Raw genomic sequence first — 18,416 nt, forward strand, 5'->3', positions numbered from 1 at the left:
TCGCTTGCATTCGGGTAAATGACGCGCAAACCTGCCCCTTAAATAACAAGGGGAGGTTTTGAATCATGCCATCTGCACAGGAGCTGCCGTCGCTCATCGGCACCGAAGTGGGCGTCAGTCGCTGGATCGAGATTGATCAGGCGAGGATCGACGCTTTTGCGAAGCTGACCGAGGACGAGCAATTCATCCACGTCGATCCGGACATGGCGAAACACACACCCTTTGGCGGCACCATCGCCCATGGTTTTCTGACGCTCAGCCTCGGCTCGGCCATGAGCTATGATGCCGTGAAGCCCGTCGATGGTGTGGTGATGGGCGTAAACTATGGGTTCGACCGCTTGCGATTCCTCGCCCCGGTGAAGGCCGGTAAGCGCGTGCGCGGACGTTTCGTCCTTAAGAACGCCGAAAACAAGGGTTCAGACGGCGGTGTGACCCGCTGGCTTCTGACCCACGAGATGACCGTCGAGATCGAAGGCGAACCCAAGCCCGCCCTTATTGCGGACTGGCTATCGATGCAGATGGTGCGTCAGGAAGGCTGAGCGTGCGCGGCCTGAAACCTCTGCAAATCCACGCACAGGCCAAGGCCGTCAAAGCACCCCCGGCGAACATGCCGCCCGTACCTGCACCGACACTGCGGAGAGCACTCCACATAATGTACTGGTGTAAGTGTTTCATCGCGTTGCACTTAATGTTCCACGTGAAACCAAGCCCTTGAAAAAGCCGGTATTTAGGGTTGATACAGCACGATATGCCACCGCCCAAGCGGGCACCATGAGTGCAAACGATCCCCACGCCTTCCTCTTCTGCCCCAACGAAAAACGGCGACCCGATCCGGATCGCCGTTTTCGTAACAGGGTGTGGAATAGCTTATTCAGCGAGGCAGCGCAGGGCCACTTCGAGGTTACGCAGACCGTCTTCGCCGGTAACCGCTGGGGTCTCGCCGGTGGCGATGGCGGTAGCGAAGGCTTCCAGTTCCTTCTTCAGCGGCTCGTTCGGCCAGCTGTTGAGCATGCGCGTCGAGTACGAACCATCCGGCTGTTGGCCGAAGTACTCGGTGACCTGACGCGTGATCAGGTCGGCGACCACGAAGCGCGACTTGGTCGCGACCTGCAGGGTGCGGGTCTTGTACGGCGTCACCCAGTTGGTGGTGATGTGGGCAATGGTCCCGTTTTCCATGCGGAACTGCAGCAGGGCCGAGTCTTCGCGCAGAGCGTGGGTGTGACCCAGCAGGGACTGCACATCGGTCATTTCCGAGCCGGTGAGGTGACGGATGATGTCAATGTCATGCACCGCCAGATCGATCACGACGCCAACGTCGCCCATACGCGGCGGGAACGGGCCCACGCGGGTGATCTGGATCGAGATGATCTCGTCGTCGGCGATGGCGCGTTTGACCGTCTCGACCGCCGGATTGAAGCGCTCGACGTGACCGACCATGAGGACACGGTTGTTGGCGCGGGCGGCATCGATAATGCGCTGCGACTCTTCAACCGTCGGGGCGATCGGCTTTTCGACCAGAACGTGGATGCCACGCTCCAGCAGGGCCACAGCCGTGTCGGCGTGGAAGCGGTTCGGGGTCGCGACAATGGCGGCTTCGATACCCGAAGCGGCAAAGGCGTCCAGATCGGTGAAGGCGGTCGCCTCATAGGCCGCGGCCACGCCGTCAGCGGTCACCGCATCCGGATCAAACACAGCCGACAGGTCGAACTCGCGCATATCGGCGGCGACGCGGGCGTGGTTGCGGCCCATGACGCCGACCCCGGCGACACCCAGTTTCAGAGCAGTCATTTTCAATCAGCCTTTGAACGAAGCCACAGCGGCGATGATCTTGTCCTGGGTCGCCTCGTCCAGATCCGAGTGCATCGGTAGGCTCATCACCACATCTTTCAGGCGCTCGGTTTCCGGCAGGCCACCGGCACCGCGCGGGAAGTTCTCGTAAGCCGGCTGCATGTGTAGCGGGATCGGATAGTAGACGGCAGTCGGAATACCCTGCTCTTTCAGGTGAGCGACGAGGCCGTCACGGTTCGGATGTTCGATGGTGTACTGGGCCCAGGTCGACATATGGCCCGCCGGCACATCGGGCACTTGGGCGACGTGGGCGCGCAGGCCCTCGTTGTAGCGCGCAGCGATACGGTTACGCCATTCAATCTCGTCACCGAACACCTTCAGCTTTTCGATCAGGACCGCAGCCTGGATGGTATCCAGACGGCTGTTACGACCGATGCGCATGTTCAGATATTTCGGGTCATGTTCGAAGGTGCGATCCTTCAGGTCCACGGCTACAGCCTTGCCGTGCACGCGCACGGAGTCCAGCAGTTGGGCCAGTTCGTCGTCATTGGTCAGCACAGCACCACCGTCGCCATAGCAGCCCAGCGGCTTGGCCGGGAAGAAGCTGGTGGTTGTGACATCGGCCCACTCCAGCGGATGCTTGCCATCCACGGTGCAACCAAAGCCCTGTGCCGAGTCCGAGATCAGCTTCAGGCCGTGCTGGTCGACGATCTTCTTGATGGCCGGATAATCCGCCGGTTGGCCGAACAGGTCGACAGCAATGACGACGCGCGGGGTCAGACGACCCTCAGCTTTGATGGCGTCAATGGCGGCGGCCAGCTTGGCCGGGTCCATGTTGTAGGTTACCGGATCAACGTCCACGAACACCGGCTCGGCACCGAACCACGGCACGACCTCGGCGGTGGCGGCAAAGGTGAAGCTGGGCACGAACACCGCATCACCCGTGCCGATTTCCCACGCCATCAGGGGCAGGGCCAGAGCGTCAGTACCATTGGCGCAGCCCAGAGCGTGCTTGGCCTGCCCAAAGGCGGCCAGATCAGCCTCGAACTGGCGGACCTGCGGGCCCATGACCCAAGCGCCGCCTACGACGGCCTCGGCCACAGCGGCTTCGATCTTGCCATCGAGACGCAGGCGTTGGGCTTGAAGGTCAATAAACGGGATCATAGTTTCGCTCTCCACAGGGTCGGGGGCGGCGCCCATCAGGCGCGTCACAGAATTGCGCACGGTCTAGCAAACCCTGCCCTGCTCGGCAAAACGCCACAGGGTCACTTCACGTTGCCGGATGCAACGAAGCTGTAACATTCCAGGCGTGGAAATACGCGCCCAGTCGCGCTATCGAGGCCCCTCCCCCTGACCGCAACAAGGTGCTTCCGACATGGGCCGTCCCGCCGCATTCCTCGACCGTGATGGTGTCCTGATCCATGACTGCGGCTATCCGCACCGTCCCGATCAACTGGACATGATGCCGGGCGCTTCCGAAGCGGTGAAACGCCTGAACGACGCGGGCTATGTCGCTGTAATCGTTACCAATCAATCCGGCATCGCGCGCGGCTACTTCTCTGAAGACACAATGCATGCCTTCCACAAGCTACTGCTGGCTGAACTGGCAAAGGGCGGGGCCTCTATCGACGCCATCTACTTCTGCCCGTTCCACAGCGTAGCAGTCGAGCATCGCTACGAGCATCCAAACCATCCGGACCGTAAGCCGAACCCGGGTATGCTGCTGCGCGCTGCAGCCGATCTGGACCTGAACCTCGACGAAAGTTCCATCATGATCGGGGACAATCTGTCGGACATGCAGGCCGCCAAAAACGCCGGAGTACGGGGCTTTCACTTCCTTGGCGGCAACCTCAACGAGTTCGTTTCGACAATAGTCGGCGACTGATCGACAATTCCTAATAGGGTGAATAACCTAAGGCTTAAGTTCATTGCCTTGGGGTCATCCTTTTATGACAAGCACCGCGTTTTCAGAGTTTTATTGGGCCAGCCGCGATGGCCTGAAACTCTACGGTCGCGACTATGACCCCGGGATTGCTACCGGCAGACTGCCGATCATCGCCATCCATGGTCTGACCCGTAACAGCGCCGATTTCGACGGCATCGCCAACATCCTGCGCGATGCGGGTCACCGCGTACTGGCGATCGATGTCCGTGGTCGGGGCAAGTCGCAATATGCGACCGATCCCATGACCTATGTACCCGCTACCTATGCGGCGGATGTCGTCGATCTTCTTGAACAGAAATCCATCGGGCGCGCGATTTTCCTTGGCACATCCATGGGGGGCCTGATCACCATGGCCCTTATCGCGCTCAAGCCCCAGGCCATTGCCGCCGCCGTTCTTAACGACGTAGGACCCGAGGTTGCGCCCGAAGGGCTTGCCCGTATCGCCGCCTATACCGGCAAGTCGGTAAGCATCAGTAACTGGGACGATGCTGCCGAATACGCACGCAACATCAATGAGGCCGCCTTCCCCCACTACGACCAGAGCGATTGGGAGGCGTTTGCCCGCCGTATCTTCCGCGAGGACGAGCACGGGGTCCCTGCTCTGGCCTATGATCCCGACATCTCGGCTCCGATCCGCGCCGCCGGTTCAGGCGCTCTGGTCCCCGACCTTTGGCCGCTTTACCGCGTCCTGACGGAGCGCCCCACCCTGATCGTACGCGGCGGTACGTCGGACCTTCTCAGCACCACCATTGCCGGACGTATGATTACCGAAGGCAAGAACACCAAGCTGATCGAGGTGCCGGACATTGGCCACGCCCCGATGCTGGACGAGCCCGAAGCTGCCGAGGCGATTTTGGATTTCGTCGGCAAGATCAAATGACCAACGAAAAAGGGGCGCTGTCACAGCGCCCCTTTCTTTATTTCGGTTTTAGGCCTTTTTGACGAACTCGGTGCGCAGGACCAGTCCGCGAACCTTTTCGACATTGGCTTCGATCTCTTCAGGATCGCCCGTCAGGCGTATCTTCATGACCTTGGTGCCGCGCTTCAGCGTGACGCCGCCGGAGCCTTTGACCTTCAGGTCTTTGATCAGGGTGACGCTGTCGCCGTCTTTGAGCTCTGCGCCGTTGCTATCGCGTGTGATTTCGTCGGTCATTTTCGCCCTCTAGCGCCTGCACCCGCCTCAGGTCGAGTAAAAACCTTAGAAGCAGAGTGGTTTTTTCTAAACCGCCGACAAACTGACCGGCGGAAGATTGGCGTCCAGTTCATCGAGCCATACCCGCGCCGAGGAATCCGACGGTGCGCGCCAGTCTCCACGCGGTGAAAGAGACCCACCGGTGACGACCTTGGGTCCGTTCGGTACGGCCGAGCGCTTGAACTGGCTGGTCTGGAAGAAGCGGATCAGGAATTTGCGCAGCCAGAAGCGGATGACCTCAAGGTCATAGGCGATCTTCTCTTCTTCGGGCGTTCCCACCGGCCATTCACCGCGCGATGCCTCGCTCCACGCCTGGTGGGCCAGATAAGCAACCTTGGAAGGCGCCGCGCCAAAGCGCGTGATGTGGAACAGGAAGAAGTCGTTGAGAGCGTATGGTCCCACCGTCCCTTCCGTGGACTGGAGTTTTCCGTCCGCACCGGCCGGCACCAGCTCGGGCGAAATCTCGGTCGCCAAGATGGAGTACAGCGTCGGGCTTGCCTCTGCGCCAACCAGTTGTTTGTCCGCGACCCAGCGGATGAGGTGACGGATGAGGGTCTTCGCCACACCGCCGTTGACGTTGTAGTGGCTCATATGATCGCCGACGCCATAGGTGCACCACCCCAGCGCCAGTTCCGACAGATCGCCCGTCCCCAACACAAAACCGTTGTTGTGGTTAGCCAGACGGAAAAGATAGTCGGTGCGCAGTCCGGCCTGAACGTTTTCAAACGTTACGTCATAGACCGCCTCGCCCTTTGCGAACGGATGGCCGATGCCCTCCAGCATGGCTCGGGCGGCCGGGCGAATATCGATCTCGTTGCCCGTTACGCCCAGCGCATTCATCAGCGCCCAAGCATTCGACTTAGTGCCTTCCGAGGTCGCGAAACCCGGCATGGTGTAGGCCAGAATGCCCGTGCGCGGCAGGTTCAGACGGTCAAAGGCGCGGCAGGCGACCAACAGGGCCTGCGTCGAATCCAGCCCGCCAGACACCCCGATCACCAGCGTCTGCGAACGCGTTGCCGTCATACGGCGCATCAGGCCCTGGACCTGAATATTGAAGGCCTCGAAACAGTCGCGGTCCAACCGCGCCGCATCATCCGGCACGAAGGGGAAGCGGTCCATGGGGCGGATCAGACCTCCGGAGGGACCATCTGCCGCCACAAAAGGCACAACCGTCGAGGTCTCGCCTTCCTGTCGGGCACAATCGGCGAAGGTGCCATTACGCATCCGGTCCATGCCCAGACGATCCACATCGACATCGGCGATGGTCAGATGGCTTTCCATGGCGAAACGCTCGCCCTCGGCCAGTTTGGTGCCCAGTTCGTAGATGGTCGCCTGACCGTCCCAAGCCAGATCGGTCGTGCTTTCGCCCCAGCCAGATGCGGCAAACACATAGGCTGACAGGGTGCGGGCCGACTGGCTGGCGCACATCAAAGCGCGGTCATCGGACTTCCCGATGACGATGTTGGAGGCCGACAGGTTGCAAAGGATGCGCGCGCCCGCCAGTGCCGCACGCGTCGACGGCGGCTGAGGAGCCCAGAAGTCCTCGCAGATCTCGACGGCGAAGCTGAAGCCGGGACGGTTCACCGCCTCGAACACCAGACCCGGCGCGAAATCGACCGCGTCGCCATTCAGCATAATGACGTCTTCGGTCCGCGAGGCCGCCGGTGCGAACCAGCGCTTTTCATAATATTCGCGATAGTTCGGCAGGAAGCTTTTGGGCACCACCGCCAGAACCTCGCCGCCCGACAGCACGACCGCGCAGTTGAACAGGGCATCGCCCTGGCGGACCGGCGCGCCGACCACGACCGTCAGTTCGTATTCGCCAACGACCTCGGCGAGACGGCCGATCTGGCGCTCGACCTCGTTCAGCAGCGGTCCCTGATGGTGCAGATCATCAATCGCATAGGCACTCAGCGACAGTTCCGGAAACACCAAAAGATCAACTTCGGACTCAACCGCCTGCTCGATCAGCCGGATGTGCTCGTCGGCATTAGCGACCGGATCGGCGATGTGAACCACCGGCGTCGCCGCGGCTGTGCGAACGAAGCCATGGGTGCGGGCGTGATAAAAGTCGTGGGTGCTGCGAGCCATCAAGCTTCCTAATGCGCGAAACAGACAACCTATCCATATAGGTTCGGACGTGACCTGAGAACCGCACTCCGCTAGAGCAGTAGTTATGAGCGATACGCCGAAAAAAGGCTGGTTCCAGCGCCTGAGTGAAGGCCTGTCCCGGTCCTCCAAACAGATGACCGAGCAGGTTGTCTCGACCTTTGTGAAAGAACCCCTCTCCGAAGAGGCTCTCGAGCGACTGGAAGAGCACCTGATCGAAAGCGATCTTGGCCCTGCGGCCTCCGCCCGCATCGTAGAGCGCTTCCGCGCCCTGCGTTTCGGCAAGGAGTCCGATGAGCGCGAAGTTAAAGAAGCTCTGGCCGAGGCCGTGGCGCAGGAGCTGCTGCCGCGTCAGGCCAAGTTTGACCCGCTAGGCGGTACGAAGCCCTATGTGGTGCTGTTCGTCGGTGTGAATGGTTCGGGCAAGACGACAACCCTGGGCAAGATCGCGTCCGATCTAACGGCCAAGGGTGCCAAGGTCATGATCGTGGCGGGCGATACCTTCCGCGCCGCTGCCCGCGAGCAACTTAAAGTCTGGGCCGATCGCGCAGGGGCCCATTTCGAGAGCCGCCGCGATGGTGCTGACGCCGCAGGCCTCGCCTTTGATGCCTATACCAAGGCCAAGGCCGAGGGATTTGATGTCGTACTGATCGATACGGCAGGTCGCCTCCAGAACAAATCGACCCTGATGGACGAGCTTTTGAAGATCGTCCGTGTCCTGAAAAAGGTCGATGCGGATGCCCCGCACGAGACCCTGCTGGTGCTTGACGCCACGGTCGGTCGCAATGCGCTGGAGCAGGAAAAAATCTTTGGCCGCACGGCCTATGTGTCGGGCGTGGTTATGACCAAGCTGGACGGCACGGCTCGCGGCGGTGTGCTGGTTCCGGTCGCTCAGGCGTCGGATGCCCCGATTAAGCTGATCGGCGTGGGTGAAGGTGTCGAAGACCTTCAAGACTTTGACGCCCGTGCCTTCTCGCGTTCCCTCGTCGGTCTGGAGGACTGATCCATGGCTGAAGACAAAAAAGCCTCCAACCTGCGTCAGGCCGTCGATTTCGGTGCGCTCGTTGCGTTCATGGGCTCCTATGCCTTCCTGCGCTTCGCGCGGGGGATGGAGAGCTCCGAAGCTCTCATTCAAGCCACTTGGGTCTTGGTCGGTGCCTCGATCCTTGCGCTTCTGGCGGGCTGGTTGCTGGAAAAACGCCTCGCGCCCCTGCCGCTGTTCAGCGGCCTGTTTGCACTAGTGTTCGGCACGCTCACCATCTTCTTCCATGATCCGAACCTGTTGAAGATCAAGATCACGGTCCAAAACCTAGCCCTCTCCGTGATCCTTCTAGGGTCGCTGGTGTTCAACAAGGCCGCGTTCAAATACCTGCTGGGTAGCGCGTTCAATCTGACGGACGCGGGCTGGAAGGGTCTTACGCTACGCTACGGCCTGTTCTTCCTGACGGTGGCTATCGTCAACGAAGTGATCTGGCGCACGCAGACCGATGACTTCTGGGTGGCCTTCCGCGGCGGCCTCTGGATCGCCTCGGCGGCGTTCGGGATCTGGCAGGTGTTCTTCATCATGAAACACCTGATCAGAGACGACGAGACCGACCCCAAGTCTGAAGAAGCCTAGGATATTGAAAACCCGCCGCACGAAAGTCCGGCGGGTTTTTTATCATCCGCCTCTTCCCGAAATGTCAGCACACCGACGTTGAAACGTCGTCAAAGTTTCAACCGAGATTGGTACGCGCCTATATGAAGAGGCGCGCCCTCCGAAAGGAAACCGTGATGATCAAGACGGCAAAAGCACAAGGCCCTGTGTCCGAACTGGTGCAATCGCCCAGCCACCTGCTGCACCGCGCCTTGCAGTTGTGCCTCGACATCTATGCCGAGGAAGCCGTCGATGCCGGTCTGACCCAGCGCCAATACGCCGTGCTGGAAGTGGCCGCGCAAAAACAGGGCCTCACCCAGACCGATCTCGTCAAAGCCACGGGCATCGACCGCTCTACGCTGGCCGATTTGGTCAGCCGAATGATTACCAAGGGCTACCTGGAGCGCGAACGCTCTACCCTCGATGCACGCGCCAAGGCCGTTCGTGTGTCAGAGGCCGGCATGGCCGCTTTGGCAGCCGCCCGCCCTTGCGTGGAAAGCGCCGACAAGCGGCTTCTGGCTATGCTTCCCAAGGCAAGGCGTCAGAACTTTATGGAAATCCTGCAGCATCTTTCCGACGTAGCCGATGCAGCCCCCGAAGAGATCAAGGCCGCGAAGAAGGCCGCCAAGAAGGCTGATAAAGAAGCGCGTAAAGCCGCAAAGCTCGCCAAGAAGTCCCAGAGGGATGACGAGGGCGACGCCAGGAAGTCCAAAAAGGCGAAGGCTGCCTAGACCCGGATATCCAGATAGCTGCCCGGGCGTTTCAGGGCCGGTGTAGCCGGAGCTTCGGGCTCGGCCTCGGGCTCTACCGCAGCCGGTGCCGCAGCGGACGGGCGAAAGAACGCCGCCTGCGCCTCGCGCAGGATTTTCGTCGCATTTACAGGCGCGGAACCCTGCCCCGAGGACGCGGGCGGGAAGAACGGGCGCTGTGAAGGAATGCTCGACATAGCCGAAGCTTTGCCGACGGCAGGCTAAATTATGGTTAACGGCGCATTCACCGTGTTTCGGTCAGCGTTTTTGAAACGCTGCCACCAGTTCGGCGCGATCCTGATCCGTGATGATCGGTCCCGATGCCTTGTGCTGTATGGTGCCATACGCGTCGATGACGAAGGTTTCCGGCACGCCCGATATACCCAAATCCAGGCCCGCCCGACCTTCGCGGTCGACCAGAACCACGTCGAAGGGATCGCCCAGTTCATCCAGGAAGGCACGGGTCTTGGCCGGATCGTCCTTATAGGCGATGCCGATGACCTTCACGCCCTGTGCTTTCAGCGCCATCAGTTGCGGATGCTCCAGACGGCAAGGCGCGCACCAGCTGGCAAAAACGTTCAGCACCACCGGCTTGCCGACCGCGGCGGTCTTGGCATCCAGCATCTTGTCGGAAACCGCAGCGCCTTCCAGCAAAGGCAGCACCGTCTCCGGCACAGGTTTGCCGACAAGCGCGGCAGGGCGATATTCAGCACCCTGCCCGCTATTGGCCATCCGGTTCATCTGGAACGCCAGAAAACCGCCCAGCGCGACGAGAGCGATAATCGGCAGCAGGGCCATCCAGCGTGTCATTGACGCACCTTCTTGGCTTCAACCCGCGCCAGTTCCGACTTCCAGCGACGGGCCTCAATCAAAGCGCGGGCGGCCAGCGCCACAAAAACCAGTGCGGTGATGGCAAAGGCGGGCCAGACGAAGGCACCGTATTTTCCCATGTCGAAGTCGAGCATCTTCAGTCTCTCCGATCAGGCATTGAAGGCGGCGCGGGCGCGCATGGCGAGAACGCGGCGACGGCGCACCTCGGTACGGATCGCCGTCACCCACACTGCGCCAAAGAACAGGCCATAGCCCGCAATCATGGCTAGAAGGCCCGGCAGATAGACGGGATCGACCGAAGTCCCGCCCGAGCGGATAAGCGAAGCCGGCTGGTGCAGGGTATTCCACCAGTCGACCGAGAATTTCACGATGGGCAGGTTGATGAGGCCGACCAGACCCAGAACCGCAGCGGCCCGCGATGCGCGCTGTTCGTCGTCGATCGACGAGCGCAGGGCCATATAGCCGATGTAGAACAGGAACAGCACCAGCACCGAGGTCAGGCGGGCGTCCCACACCCACCACGTCCCCCACATCGGCTTGCCCCACAACGAGCCGGTGATCAGGGCCAGTGCCGTCAGGGCTGCGCCCGGAAGCGCCGCCGCCTTGGCTGCGGCATCGGCGAGCGGATGGCGAAACACCAGCGCAAACAGGCTGGAGACACCCAGCGCAGCATAGGCCCCTAGGCCGACAATGGCCGCGGGTACATGGATGAACATGATGCGGACGGTATCGCCCTGCTGATAGTCCTCGGGGACGGCGAAGGCCTGAAACGTCCCGAACGCCAGCAACCCGACAGCCAGAAGCCACAACACCGGCATAAGCGGTGAAGTGAAACGCATGAATTTGTCGGGATTTGCGAGACCAAACATATCGCAGCGATTACTTGGCCCGGGCGCTCACGGCAAGCGGGCGTGTGAAACGCCCGCCGCCGCAACCGGTCGCCTTAGAGGGCGAGAGACTTTTCCTTGGCCAGATCGGCCAGCGACACCTGCGGGCGCGGGCCCCAGTGCGCGATCACTTCGCAAGCGGCCAGCGAGCCGAGCTTGCCGGCATCAGCCAGCGGCAGACCGCGTGCGACACCCAGCAGGAAGCCGGCAGCGTATTGGTCACCGGCTCCGGTGGTATCCAGAACTTTCTCGACCGGGAAAGCCGGCACGGCGTGGCGTTCTGTCCCGGCGATGATCACCGAGCCCTTTTCGCCGCGCGTAACCGCAGCGATCTCGACCATTGCGGCCAGTTGATCGGCGGCGGCATCGAAGTCTTCGGTTTCGAACAGGGCCGAAAGTTCAGCCTCGTTCGCCAGTACGATGTCGGCAGACGACTTGATGAAGGCGAGCAGTTCGGCGCGCCAACGGTGAACCACGAAACTGTCCGACAGGGTGATAGCAACCTTGCGGCCTGCCTTGTGCGCGGCGGCGGCGGCGGCTTCGAAAGCCGCACGGGCCGGAGCCGGATCGAACAGATAACCTTCCAGATAGACGACGGCACTGTCAGCGATCAGGGCTTCATCGATATCTGCAACCGTCAGTTGGTTGGCGGCACCGAGGAAGGTGCACATGGTGCGCTGGCCATCATCGGTGACATTGATCAGGCAGCGACCGGTACCGGCACCATCCTCAAGAACTGGCGTGTCGAAATGGACGCCGCCCGCGCGGATGTCGTGGCTGAACACATCGCCCAACTGATCCTTGGCAACCTTGCCGATATAGGCGGCGCGGCCACCGTAAGAGGCAACACCGGCCACCGTATTGCCCGCGGAGCCGCCCGAAGCTTCAACGCCTGGTGCCATGGTTTCGTAAAGTGCCGCACTCTGGGCCTCATCGACGAGTTGCATGGAGCCTGCGACCAGACCTTGCTCGGTCAGATAGCCATGCTCGCACGGAGCCAGAACGTCCACGATGGCATTACCCACCGCGCACACATCGAAACGGGCGCCATTGGCGAAAGAAGGGGTTTGGGTCATGCAAATCCCTTAGCGTCCCTAAGAACGCCGCGCCACATTGCAGATTTGAAATTCAAATTTCGCGCCGCACCGGTGCATAAGGCCGACTATGGCCAAGATCGTTGTTCTCACCCCTTCCCCGTCCGACCCGTCCTATGCCAGCCAATGGCCCCAGGTGCTCGAGCGCCTGAAAGAGGCACTTATGCCTGCCGGTTTCGAGGTATCGACGTCACCGTGGACCGACCACGTCCAGTCAGTGGAGGGGCTGCGCGGGTTTGACATGATCCTGCCCCTTCTGACCTGGGGCTACTACACGGACTATGCAGACTGGTGCCGCGCCTGCGATCTATGGGACGCAGAGGGTCTGCCGGTGGCCAATCCGGCGCGCACCCTGCGCTGGAACTCAGACAAAGCCTATTTGAAGGGCCTACGCGATGCCGGCATCCCGATGGCCGCGACATTGTTTGTCGATCAGGTCAGTGAAGAGGCGGTATCCGAGGCCTTCGACGCGCTGGGCACTGACACACTGATCGTCAAACCCACTATCTCGGCGGGTGCATGGCGGACCTTGCGGGTCCAGCGGGGCGACGATCTGACAACCGCAATGATCAATGCCCCGCAGGGCGCGGCGATGATCCAGGCCTATCTGCCGTCGATCGAAACCGCTGGCGAAACGTCGCTGCTGTTCTTTGGTGGCAAGCTGAGCCACGTCGTCAATAAACGTCCTGGCAGCGAAGGCGAGTTCCGCATTCAGGTTCAGTACGGTGGTCGATATCAGGCCTTGGGAACTGCTCCGGCGGAAGCCTTGGCGCTGGCCGAGCAAGTCCTCGGTCAGTTTGACGATGACCTGCTTTATGCCCGCATCGACATGACCCAGACCGAGGCCGGAGACTGGGTGCTGATGGAGGCCGAACTGGTGGAGCCTGACTTCTATCTGGCCTCGGACCCAGCGGCTGGTGCCCGCTTCGCCGCCGCCGTCAAAGCGCGGATTTAATCGGCGAAACTCGCGCGCGAGGGGCAGATATCGGCAAGGATACAGGCCCCGCATTTGGGCCGCTGCGCCAGACAGGTGTAGCGGCCATGCAGGATCAGCCAGTGGTGCGCCTTGGCCAACCATTTCTTGGGCACGACCTGATGAAGCTGGTCCTCGACCTTGTCGGGCGTCGAGCCATTGGCGAGGCCCAGTCGATGCGAGACGCGGAACACATGGGTGTCGACCGCAATAGCCGGTTCTATACCCAGCTCATTGAGGACTACGCTGGCCGTCTTGCGCCCCACGCCCGGCAGAGCCTGCAGGTCCTTGCGGTTGAGCGGCACCTCGCCGTTATGTTGGTTCACGAGGATACGGGCTGCCGCGATGACGTTCTTGGCCTTGGTCCGGTAAAGCCCGATCGAGGAGATGAGCGGGATTAGCCCCTCCTCTCCCAGCGCCAGCATCTTCTCGGGCGTGTCAGCCACAGCGAACAGGTTCTTGGTGGCCTTGTTCACGCCGACGTCGGTCGCTTGCGCCGACAGAGCGACCGCGACCACCAAAGTGTACGGATTGACGAAATCCAGCTCGGTCTTGGGATCGGGCATAATCCCCGACAGGCGCTCGAATACCGTCTCGACCTTGGCCTTGGTGGGCGGCCAGCGCACGATCACGCCGACAGGTGCCTTTTTCGGCTGTCGTGACCGCTTGGCCGGTCCTGAAGGAGTAAGGCCTGCACGGACGATACGCGAGGCAGTGGGCTTTCGCTCTGTCATCACGCACCCATGCCTTTGACGCGGACGCATTTCAAGCGTACGCCAGCGCTCCTTTTGGATGCGACAATTTGAAGCAGAAGCGCTGGACAAATCACTTCAGTTGATTTTTAGACTTCGCGTCCATTTTTCTCTTCCTCCCCGATTGAGACGACGGTTTTCATGAGTGCTGCTGCAAAACGTAAGCGCCTGCCCCTTATCCTTGCCATCGTGGTGGGTCTCGGCCTGATTGTTGGCGGGACCTATTGGTGGGTCAGCAAGCAACGCTGGGAAAAAACCGATAATGCCTTCGTGCAGGCCGACATGGTGGCCGTATCGCCGCGCATCGGCGGTTCGGTCGTCGAGGTTCTTGTTCGCGACAACCAGCGCGTAGAGGCTGGTCAGGTCCTTGTCCGTCTGGACGATGCCGATGCCCGTACCGCTCTGGCCGAAGCCGAAGCCAATCTGGCGGCTGTTCTGGCGGCGGTCGGCAATGTCGATGCGCAGATGGCCCAGCAGCAGGCGGCCATCGCCGCCCGCGCCGCTGCGGTTGACCGCTCCAACAGCCAGGCCACACTCGCCCAGAAAGAGAGCCAGCGTTACGGCCGACTGGCCGAACAGGGCTGGGTCTCGAGCCAGCGCATGGATACCGAACGGGCCGCCGTGAGCAATGCACAGGCCGGTGTCGCCGAAGCGCGCGCAGCGCTGACAGCCGAAGAACGCACCCTTGCCGTTTTGCAATCGGCCCGTCAGCAGTCGGCCGCCTCGGTGGATCAGGCGCGCGCCATGGTCGAAAAAGCCAAGCTGGCGCTTGAGCGTACCGAAATCCGCGCGCCGGTGGCAGGCGTGGTCGGCGCACGCGGTGTGCGCGTCGGTCAGGTCGTTCAGGCCGGTAGCCCGTTGATGTCTGTCGTGCCGCTGAGCGACGTCTATGTCGTGGCAAACTTCAAGGAAACCCAGCTAGGCCGCATGCGCCTTGGCCAGAAGGTCGAGATCAAGGCCGACGCCTATCCGGACCAGAAAATCGCTGGTCGCATCGACAGCTTTGCCCCCGCCACAGGTGCGGAGTTCGCCCTTATCCCTGTCGAAAACGCCAGCGGCAACTTCACCAAGATCACCCAGCGCGTTCCCGTCCGCATCGCTATCGAGAACGCTGCAGCGACCCAACTGCGTCCGGGTCTGTCGGTCCATGCGACCGTCGACCTGCAAAGCCAGCCGGAAACCGCTGCACGCAAATGACCGACGCCGTCGCCAAGGAAGAGGCTGCGCCCGTAAACTGGACGGTCCTCATGCTCGGCTTTGCCGGCATGGTGATCGGTCAGTTCATGGCCATTCTTGACATCCAGATCGTGGCCGCATCCCTGTCGCAGATTCAGGCGGGTATCGGCGCGTCGGCGGATGAAATCAGCTGGATCCAGACCGCCTATCTCATCCCCGAAGTGGTTATGATCCCGCTGTCGGGCTTCCTGTCGCGCCTATGGGGAACGCAAAAGGTCTTTCTGGCATCCTGCCTGGGCTTTCTCGTCACCAGTGTCGCCGTCGGTCTGTCGTCATCCATCGAGATGATGATCTTCTTCCGCGCCATTCAGGGTTTTGTCGGCGGCGCGATGATCCCGACAGTTTTCGCGGTCGCCTTCACCGCCTTCCCGCCTGAAAAGCGCGTGACTGCCAGTGTGATCATGGGCCTGATCGTGACGCTGGCTCCAACCATTGGACCAACGCTCGGCGGACATTTAACCGAGTGGCTGAGCTGGCGCTGGTTGTTCTTCATCAACGTCTTCCCCGGCTTGCTGGTGCTGTTCCTTGTCGGCCGCTATGCCAATTTTGACAAAGGGGACATGTCACTGGCCAAGGGATTCGACTGGATCGGTCTGGCTCTGATGGCGGTCTTCCTGATGTGCCTTCAGTTCGTACTGGAAGAGGGTGCCAAGGAGGATTGGTTCGCGAACGACCTGATCCTGTTGCTAACGGTGGTCGTGGCCATCACCGGGCCCGTCTTCGTGTGGCGGTCCCTCACCTCCAGCAATCCCATTGTAGAGCTCAGGGCCTTTACCAACCGCAACTTTGTGGTCGGCGTCATCATGACCTTTATCGTCGGTGCAGCCCTGTTCGGCGGCTCGTTCCTGATGCCTCTGTTCCTGTCGCGGGTGCGGGACTATTCCGCTGCCGAAGTGGGCACGACCATGATTGTGTCGGGCCTCAGCATGTTTGCCGTCGGTCCGTTCGTCGGCCGCCTGGTGCGCAAGGTTGATGCCCGCATCCTGATGTTCACCGGCTTTATGATGGCCGCATGGGGCATGTGGGACGCGCGCTATGTCACCGGTGACTGGGGCTTCTGGGAGTTCGCTGGCGTGCAGGCCATGCGAGGGGCCGGCGTGATGATCGCCATGATCGCCTCTCAACAGGTAACCATGATCACCCTGCCCCCGCATATGGTCAAGAATGCCTCTGGATTGGTGAACCTGTCACGTAACGTCGGCGGTGCCATGGGTCTGGCGTTGTTGAACACCAGCCTGACCGAGAACTCTGCCCGCCACATGGTCGAGCTGACCAGTGCGGTGGACCAGACAAACACCCAGATGCGCCAGATGATCGATGCCATGTCCCAGCGCTTTGCGGACTCTGTCGATCCGCACGCCTCGGCACTCAAAGCCGTCTATGGCATGTTCCAGAAGGAAGCGACGACGCTGGCCTTCGGTGACGCCTTTGCCCTGTTGGCAGTGGCCTGTGCCTTTGCGGCCTTTGTGACCCTGTTATCGCGCCCCGCCAAACCGGGCGGAGCACAACCACCTTCGGAGGTGCACTAGTGCCCAGAGCCCCCGGTCAGGTCGACGAACACAAGAGCAATGCCATTCTTCAGGCAGCGATCGATCTTTTCGCTGCCAAAGGCCCCCGCGCGACCATGACCGAGATCGCCCGCACCGCGGGTGTCTCCAAACAGACGCTGTACAACCGCTTTTCCTGCAAAAGCGAAATCGCCCGCGCCCTTCTGAGCAAGCGTTCACTGGCGATAACGGCCCCGCTCGACAATGACATGTCGCCGGTCGAGGCGCTGGCGGGCGTAGCCGAGGGGCTCATCGAGCGCGCGCTGGACCACCGCAGTTCGGAGCATATGCGAGCCTTGGCGCTGGTTGCGCGCGATGATCCCGATCTTGCGCGTGCCGTATTCGAAGCCGGCCCCAGCCAAAGTCTGGCGCGCATCGCCGAATGGCTGCGTCAGCAGCATTCCAGGGGATTGCTGGACGTAGCCAACCCTACAGAGGCCGCAGAAATATTCGTGGGCATGGTGATGGGTCACTCCCACTTTCGCCTGATCCTCGGGCTCCAGCCGATGGACCATGATGCCAAAGCCCATGCGCGCGAAGCCGCAATCCGCTTTGTGAGGGCCTATTCGCCGAGCCTCTGAGATGGGTTTGGCCTTTCGGGGCAGATTAGCCTACACCCGTCCCATCTGAAGCTGGCGACGGCCGCCAGCCCTGCGGAGCCTATTTATGCTGATCCATCTTTCGTCCTGGCCTGAAATCGATGCGCGTCTGAAGTCGGGCGGTGTCCTGTCCAAGACGGTGATCGTTCCGATCGGTTCGAACGAGCAGCATGGCCCGACCGGCCTTCTGGGCACCGACTGGCTGTGCCCTGAAATCATCGCCCACGCCGCCGAAAAGACCAACGAAGACATCGTGGTCACCCCGACCTTCAACATCGGTATGGCCCAGCACCATCTGGCTTTCCCCGGCACCATCACCCTGCGCCCGTCGACCTTCATGGCCGCGATTGCAGACTGGGTATCGTCGCTGACCCGTCATGGTTTCGAGCGCATCTATTTCCTCAACGGCCACGGAGGCAATGTCGCCACCATCGAAGCCGCCTTTGCCGAGATTTATGCCGAGTGGTCGTTCACACCGGAGCCGTGGGCCGAGCGTCCGCCGTTCATCCTCAAGCTGCGTAACTGGTGGGACCTGCCGGGCGTGCAGAAGTTCTGCGAGGACATGTTCCCGGTTGGTCACGGCTCGCACGCCACGCCGTCGGAAATCGCCGTCACCTATGCTGCCTATCCGGAGCGCGTAAAGACGGCCTCGTATGAGCCCAAGATCGCCCCGAACGGCCCGATCCGCGACGCCAATGACTATCGCGCCCGCTTCCCTGATGGCCGTATTGGCTCCGATCCTGCTCAGGCTTCACCTGAAAAGGGCCAGCAGATCATCGACAAGGCGCTTCCGGCTCTGATCGAGGATGTGACGGCCTTCGCCACCGAAGTCCTCCCGGTCGCCTGATGAAACATCCTGCCCGTTCCGTCCTCAAGTCGCTGGACACCCTGAACCGCCTTGGCCGCGAAACGGCAGAGGCCTCGGTCTATGTGGTCAGCCATCGCCTGAGCATGACGGGACAGGCCGGACTTTCCGAAATGGGCGTCATGGGCCCCGAAAAGGTCGAGGCGGCAGCCGCCTCGGCCGTTGCGGGCTGCCTCAGCGCCTTTGATGTCGCCGCCACCGCCGCCGATCTGG

The 18,416-nt window shown here is 61.4% G+C and carries 22 protein-coding genes; 12 read left to right on the forward strand and 10 right to left on the reverse strand.

The annotated features are described in order from the left end of the window. The first annotated feature begins 65 nt into the window (after positions 1-65). Positions 66-539, forward strand: coding sequence for a MaoC family dehydratase (locus OB03_RS04680; protein WP_461343365.1), 474 nt, complete (start codon positions 66-68; stop codon positions 537-539). Positions 540-867: 328 nt separating this feature from the next. Here the strand turns inward: OB03_RS04680 and OB03_RS04685 are convergent, their stop codons facing one another. Both OB03_RS04685 and OB03_RS04690 read right to left on the reverse strand, forming a co-directional pair. Further along, on the reverse strand, positions 868-1,788 hold the full coding sequence (locus OB03_RS04685) for a Gfo/Idh/MocA family oxidoreductase (protein ID WP_461343366.1): 921 nt from the start codon (positions 1,786-1,788) through the stop codon (positions 868-870). Between the two features lie 6 nt (positions 1,789-1,794). After that, a complete protein-coding gene (locus OB03_RS04690; RefSeq protein WP_461343367.1) occupies positions 1,795-2,952 on the reverse strand; it encodes a DegT/DnrJ/EryC1/StrS family aminotransferase in 1,158 nt (385 codons plus the stop codon). Between the two features lie 211 nt (positions 2,953-3,163). Here OB03_RS04690 and OB03_RS04695 point away from each other — a divergent pair, with 211 nt between their 5' ends. Both OB03_RS04695 and OB03_RS04700 read left to right on the forward strand, forming a co-directional pair. Then, positions 3,164-3,673, forward strand: coding sequence for a D-glycero-alpha-D-manno-heptose-1,7-bisphosphate 7-phosphatase (locus tag OB03_RS04695; RefSeq protein ID WP_242912487.1), 510 nt, complete (start codon positions 3,164-3,166; stop codon positions 3,671-3,673). Positions 3,674-3,737: 64 nt separating this feature from the next. Then, positions 3,738-4,613, forward strand: coding sequence for an alpha/beta fold hydrolase (locus tag OB03_RS04700; protein WP_461343368.1), 876 nt, complete (start codon positions 3,738-3,740; stop codon positions 4,611-4,613). A gap of 48 nt (positions 4,614-4,661) precedes the next feature. Here the strand turns inward: OB03_RS04700 and OB03_RS04705 are convergent, their stop codons facing one another. Together OB03_RS04705 and OB03_RS04710 are read right to left on the reverse strand one after the other, a co-directional pair. Beyond that, complete coding sequence (locus OB03_RS04705) at positions 4,662-4,886, reverse strand: alkylphosphonate utilization protein (protein ID WP_242912489.1); 225 nt, start codon at positions 4,884-4,886, stop codon at positions 4,662-4,664. 66 nt (positions 4,887-4,952) lie between these two features. Continuing rightward, positions 4,953-7,016: an NAD(+) synthase gene (locus tag OB03_RS04710; RefSeq protein WP_461343369.1), complete on the reverse strand. Its 2,064-nt coding sequence runs from the start codon at positions 7,014-7,016 to the stop codon at positions 4,953-4,955. An 85-nt stretch (positions 7,017-7,101) separates the two neighbouring features. On the opposite strand from OB03_RS04710, the gene ftsY reads away from it, so the two are divergent. The 3 genes from ftsY to OB03_RS04725 all read left to right on the forward strand — a co-directional run bounded on the left by ftsY (position 7,102) and on the right by OB03_RS04725 (position 9,401). Next, entirely contained in the window at positions 7,102-8,037 is a 936-nt protein-coding gene (gene ftsY / locus OB03_RS04715; RefSeq protein WP_461343370.1) for a signal recognition particle-docking protein FtsY, read from the forward strand. Between the two features lie 3 nt (positions 8,038-8,040). Further along, on the forward strand, positions 8,041-8,652 hold the full coding sequence (locus OB03_RS04720) for an inner membrane-spanning protein YciB (RefSeq protein WP_242912492.1): 612 nt from the start codon (positions 8,041-8,043) through the stop codon (positions 8,650-8,652). A gap of 155 nt (positions 8,653-8,807) precedes the next feature. Beyond that, positions 8,808-9,401, forward strand: coding sequence for a MarR family winged helix-turn-helix transcriptional regulator (locus tag OB03_RS04725; RefSeq protein ID WP_242912493.1), 594 nt, complete (start codon positions 8,808-8,810; stop codon positions 9,399-9,401). On the opposite strand, the gene OB03_RS04730 is transcribed toward OB03_RS04725, so the two are convergent. The 5 genes from OB03_RS04730 to OB03_RS04750 all read right to left on the reverse strand — a co-directional run bounded on the left by OB03_RS04730 (position 9,398) and on the right by OB03_RS04750 (position 12,213). After that, positions 9,398-9,616 (reverse strand): hypothetical protein, encoded by a 219-nt coding sequence (locus OB03_RS04730; RefSeq protein ID WP_461343371.1) that lies wholly within the window; start codon positions 9,614-9,616, stop codon positions 9,398-9,400. The two genes, OB03_RS04725 and OB03_RS04730, sit on opposite strands and share 4 nt — an antisense overlap. Before the next feature lie 61 nt (positions 9,617-9,677). Then, entirely contained in the window at positions 9,678-10,229 is a 552-nt protein-coding gene (locus tag OB03_RS04735) for a DsbE family thiol:disulfide interchange protein (protein WP_242912495.1), read from the reverse strand. After that, positions 10,226-10,384, reverse strand: coding sequence for a heme exporter protein CcmD (gene ccmD / locus OB03_RS04740; protein WP_242912496.1), 159 nt, complete (start codon positions 10,382-10,384; stop codon positions 10,226-10,228). The genes OB03_RS04735 and ccmD overlap by 4 nt, the downstream gene beginning before the upstream one ends. A 15-nt stretch (positions 10,385-10,399) precedes the next feature. After that, positions 10,400-11,119 (reverse strand): heme ABC transporter permease CcmC, encoded by a 720-nt coding sequence (ccmC, locus tag OB03_RS04745; RefSeq protein ID WP_242912497.1) that lies wholly within the window; start codon positions 11,117-11,119, stop codon positions 10,400-10,402. A gap of 74 nt (positions 11,120-11,193) precedes the next feature. Next, positions 11,194-12,213, reverse strand: a complete 1,020-nt coding sequence (locus OB03_RS04750) for an adenosine kinase (protein ID WP_461343372.1) — start codon at positions 12,211-12,213, stop codon at positions 11,194-11,196. Positions 12,214-12,301: 88 nt separating this feature from the next. On the opposite strand from OB03_RS04750, the gene OB03_RS04755 reads away from it, so the two are divergent. Beyond that, a complete protein-coding gene (locus OB03_RS04755; RefSeq protein WP_242912499.1) occupies positions 12,302-13,186 on the forward strand; it encodes an ATP-grasp domain-containing protein in 885 nt (294 codons plus the stop codon). Here the strand turns inward: OB03_RS04755 and nth are convergent. After that, positions 13,183-13,938, reverse strand: coding sequence for an endonuclease III (nth, locus tag OB03_RS04760; RefSeq protein WP_461343373.1), 756 nt, complete (start codon positions 13,936-13,938; stop codon positions 13,183-13,185). The genes OB03_RS04755 and nth overlap by 4 nt on opposite strands. Before the next feature lie 159 nt (positions 13,939-14,097). Between nth and OB03_RS04765 the strand changes: the two genes are divergently transcribed. The 5 genes from OB03_RS04765 to OB03_RS04785 all read left to right on the forward strand — a co-directional run. Next, the gene (locus tag OB03_RS04765) at positions 14,098-15,153 is read left to right on the forward strand and encodes an HlyD family secretion protein (RefSeq protein ID WP_461343374.1); all 1,056 of its coding nucleotides are present in this window, start codon (positions 14,098-14,100) and stop codon (positions 15,151-15,153) included. Beyond that, positions 15,150-16,721: a DHA2 family efflux MFS transporter permease subunit gene (locus tag OB03_RS04770; RefSeq protein ID WP_461343375.1), complete on the forward strand. Its 1,572-nt coding sequence runs from the start codon at positions 15,150-15,152 to the stop codon at positions 16,719-16,721. Before OB03_RS04765 ends, OB03_RS04770 begins: the two co-directional genes overlap by 4 nt. After that, on the forward strand, positions 16,721-17,320 hold the full coding sequence (locus OB03_RS04775) for a TetR/AcrR family transcriptional regulator (protein WP_242912503.1): 600 nt from the start codon (positions 16,721-16,723) through the stop codon (positions 17,318-17,320). Before OB03_RS04770 ends, OB03_RS04775 begins: the two co-directional genes overlap by 1 nt. A gap of 85 nt (positions 17,321-17,405) precedes the next feature. Then, complete coding sequence (locus OB03_RS04780; RefSeq protein WP_242912504.1) at positions 17,406-18,185, forward strand: creatininase family protein; 780 nt, start codon at positions 17,406-17,408, stop codon at positions 18,183-18,185. Continuing rightward, positions 18,185-18,416 (forward strand): hypothetical protein (locus OB03_RS04785; RefSeq protein ID WP_461343376.1); only part of this gene is annotated, 232 nt, incomplete at its 3' end. The genes OB03_RS04780 and OB03_RS04785, both read left to right, overlap by 1 nt.

Source organism: Brevundimonas sp. GN22 (assembly GCF_054824005.1).

Bases quoted from the DNA above. Each gene is read 5' to 3' on its own strand.
- OB03_RS04690 (WP_461343367.1), bottom strand. From the start codon at position 2,952: ATGATCCCGTTTATTGACCTTCAAGCCCAACGCCTGCGTCTCGATGGC.
- OB03_RS04750 (WP_461343372.1), bottom strand. From the start codon at position 12,213: ATGACCCAAACCCCTTCTTTCGCCAATGGCGCCCGTTTCGATGTGTGC.
- OB03_RS04735 (WP_242912495.1), bottom strand. From the start codon at position 10,229: ATGACACGCTGGATGGCCCTGCTGCCGATTATCGCTCTCGTCGCGCTG.
- OB03_RS04705 (WP_242912489.1), bottom strand. From the start codon at position 4,886: ATGACCGACGAAATCACACGCGATAGCAACGGCGCAGAGCTCAAAGAC.
- OB03_RS04770 (WP_461343375.1), top strand. From the start codon at position 15,150: ATGACCGACGCCGTCGCCAAGGAAGAGGCTGCGCCCGTAAACTGGACG.
- OB03_RS04720 (WP_242912492.1), top strand. From the start codon at position 8,041: ATGGCTGAAGACAAAAAAGCCTCCAACCTGCGTCAGGCCGTCGATTTC.
- OB03_RS04780 (WP_242912504.1), top strand. From the start codon at position 17,406: ATGCTGATCCATCTTTCGTCCTGGCCTGAAATCGATGCGCGTCTGAAG.
- OB03_RS04680 (WP_461343365.1), top strand. From the start codon at position 66: ATGCCATCTGCACAGGAGCTGCCGTCGCTCATCGGCACCGAAGTGGGC.
- OB03_RS04755 (WP_242912499.1), top strand. From the start codon at position 12,302: ATGGCCAAGATCGTTGTTCTCACCCCTTCCCCGTCCGACCCGTCCTAT.
- ccmD (WP_242912496.1), bottom strand. From the start codon at position 10,384: ATGCTCGACTTCGACATGGGAAAATACGGTGCCTTCGTCTGGCCCGCC.
- nth (WP_461343373.1), bottom strand. From the start codon at position 13,938: ATGACAGAGCGAAAGCCCACTGCCTCGCGTATCGTCCGTGCAGGCCTT.
- OB03_RS04695 (WP_242912487.1), top strand. From the start codon at position 3,164: ATGGGCCGTCCCGCCGCATTCCTCGACCGTGATGGTGTCCTGATCCAT.
- ccmC (WP_242912497.1), bottom strand. From the start codon at position 11,119: ATGTTTGGTCTCGCAAATCCCGACAAATTCATGCGTTTCACTTCACCG.
- OB03_RS04700 (WP_461343368.1), top strand. From the start codon at position 3,738: ATGACAAGCACCGCGTTTTCAGAGTTTTATTGGGCCAGCCGCGATGGC.
- OB03_RS04685 (WP_461343366.1), bottom strand. From the start codon at position 1,788: ATGACTGCTCTGAAACTGGGTGTCGCCGGGGTCGGCGTCATGGGCCGC.
- OB03_RS04725 (WP_242912493.1), top strand. From the start codon at position 8,808: ATGATCAAGACGGCAAAAGCACAAGGCCCTGTGTCCGAACTGGTGCAA.
- OB03_RS04710 (WP_461343369.1), bottom strand. From the start codon at position 7,016: ATGGCTCGCAGCACCCACGACTTTTATCACGCCCGCACCCATGGCTTC.
- OB03_RS04765 (WP_461343374.1), top strand. From the start codon at position 14,098: ATGAGTGCTGCTGCAAAACGTAAGCGCCTGCCCCTTATCCTTGCCATC.
- OB03_RS04730 (WP_461343371.1), bottom strand. From the start codon at position 9,616: ATGTCGAGCATTCCTTCACAGCGCCCGTTCTTCCCGCCCGCGTCCTCG.
- ftsY (WP_461343370.1), top strand. From the start codon at position 7,102: ATGAGCGATACGCCGAAAAAAGGCTGGTTCCAGCGCCTGAGTGAAGGC.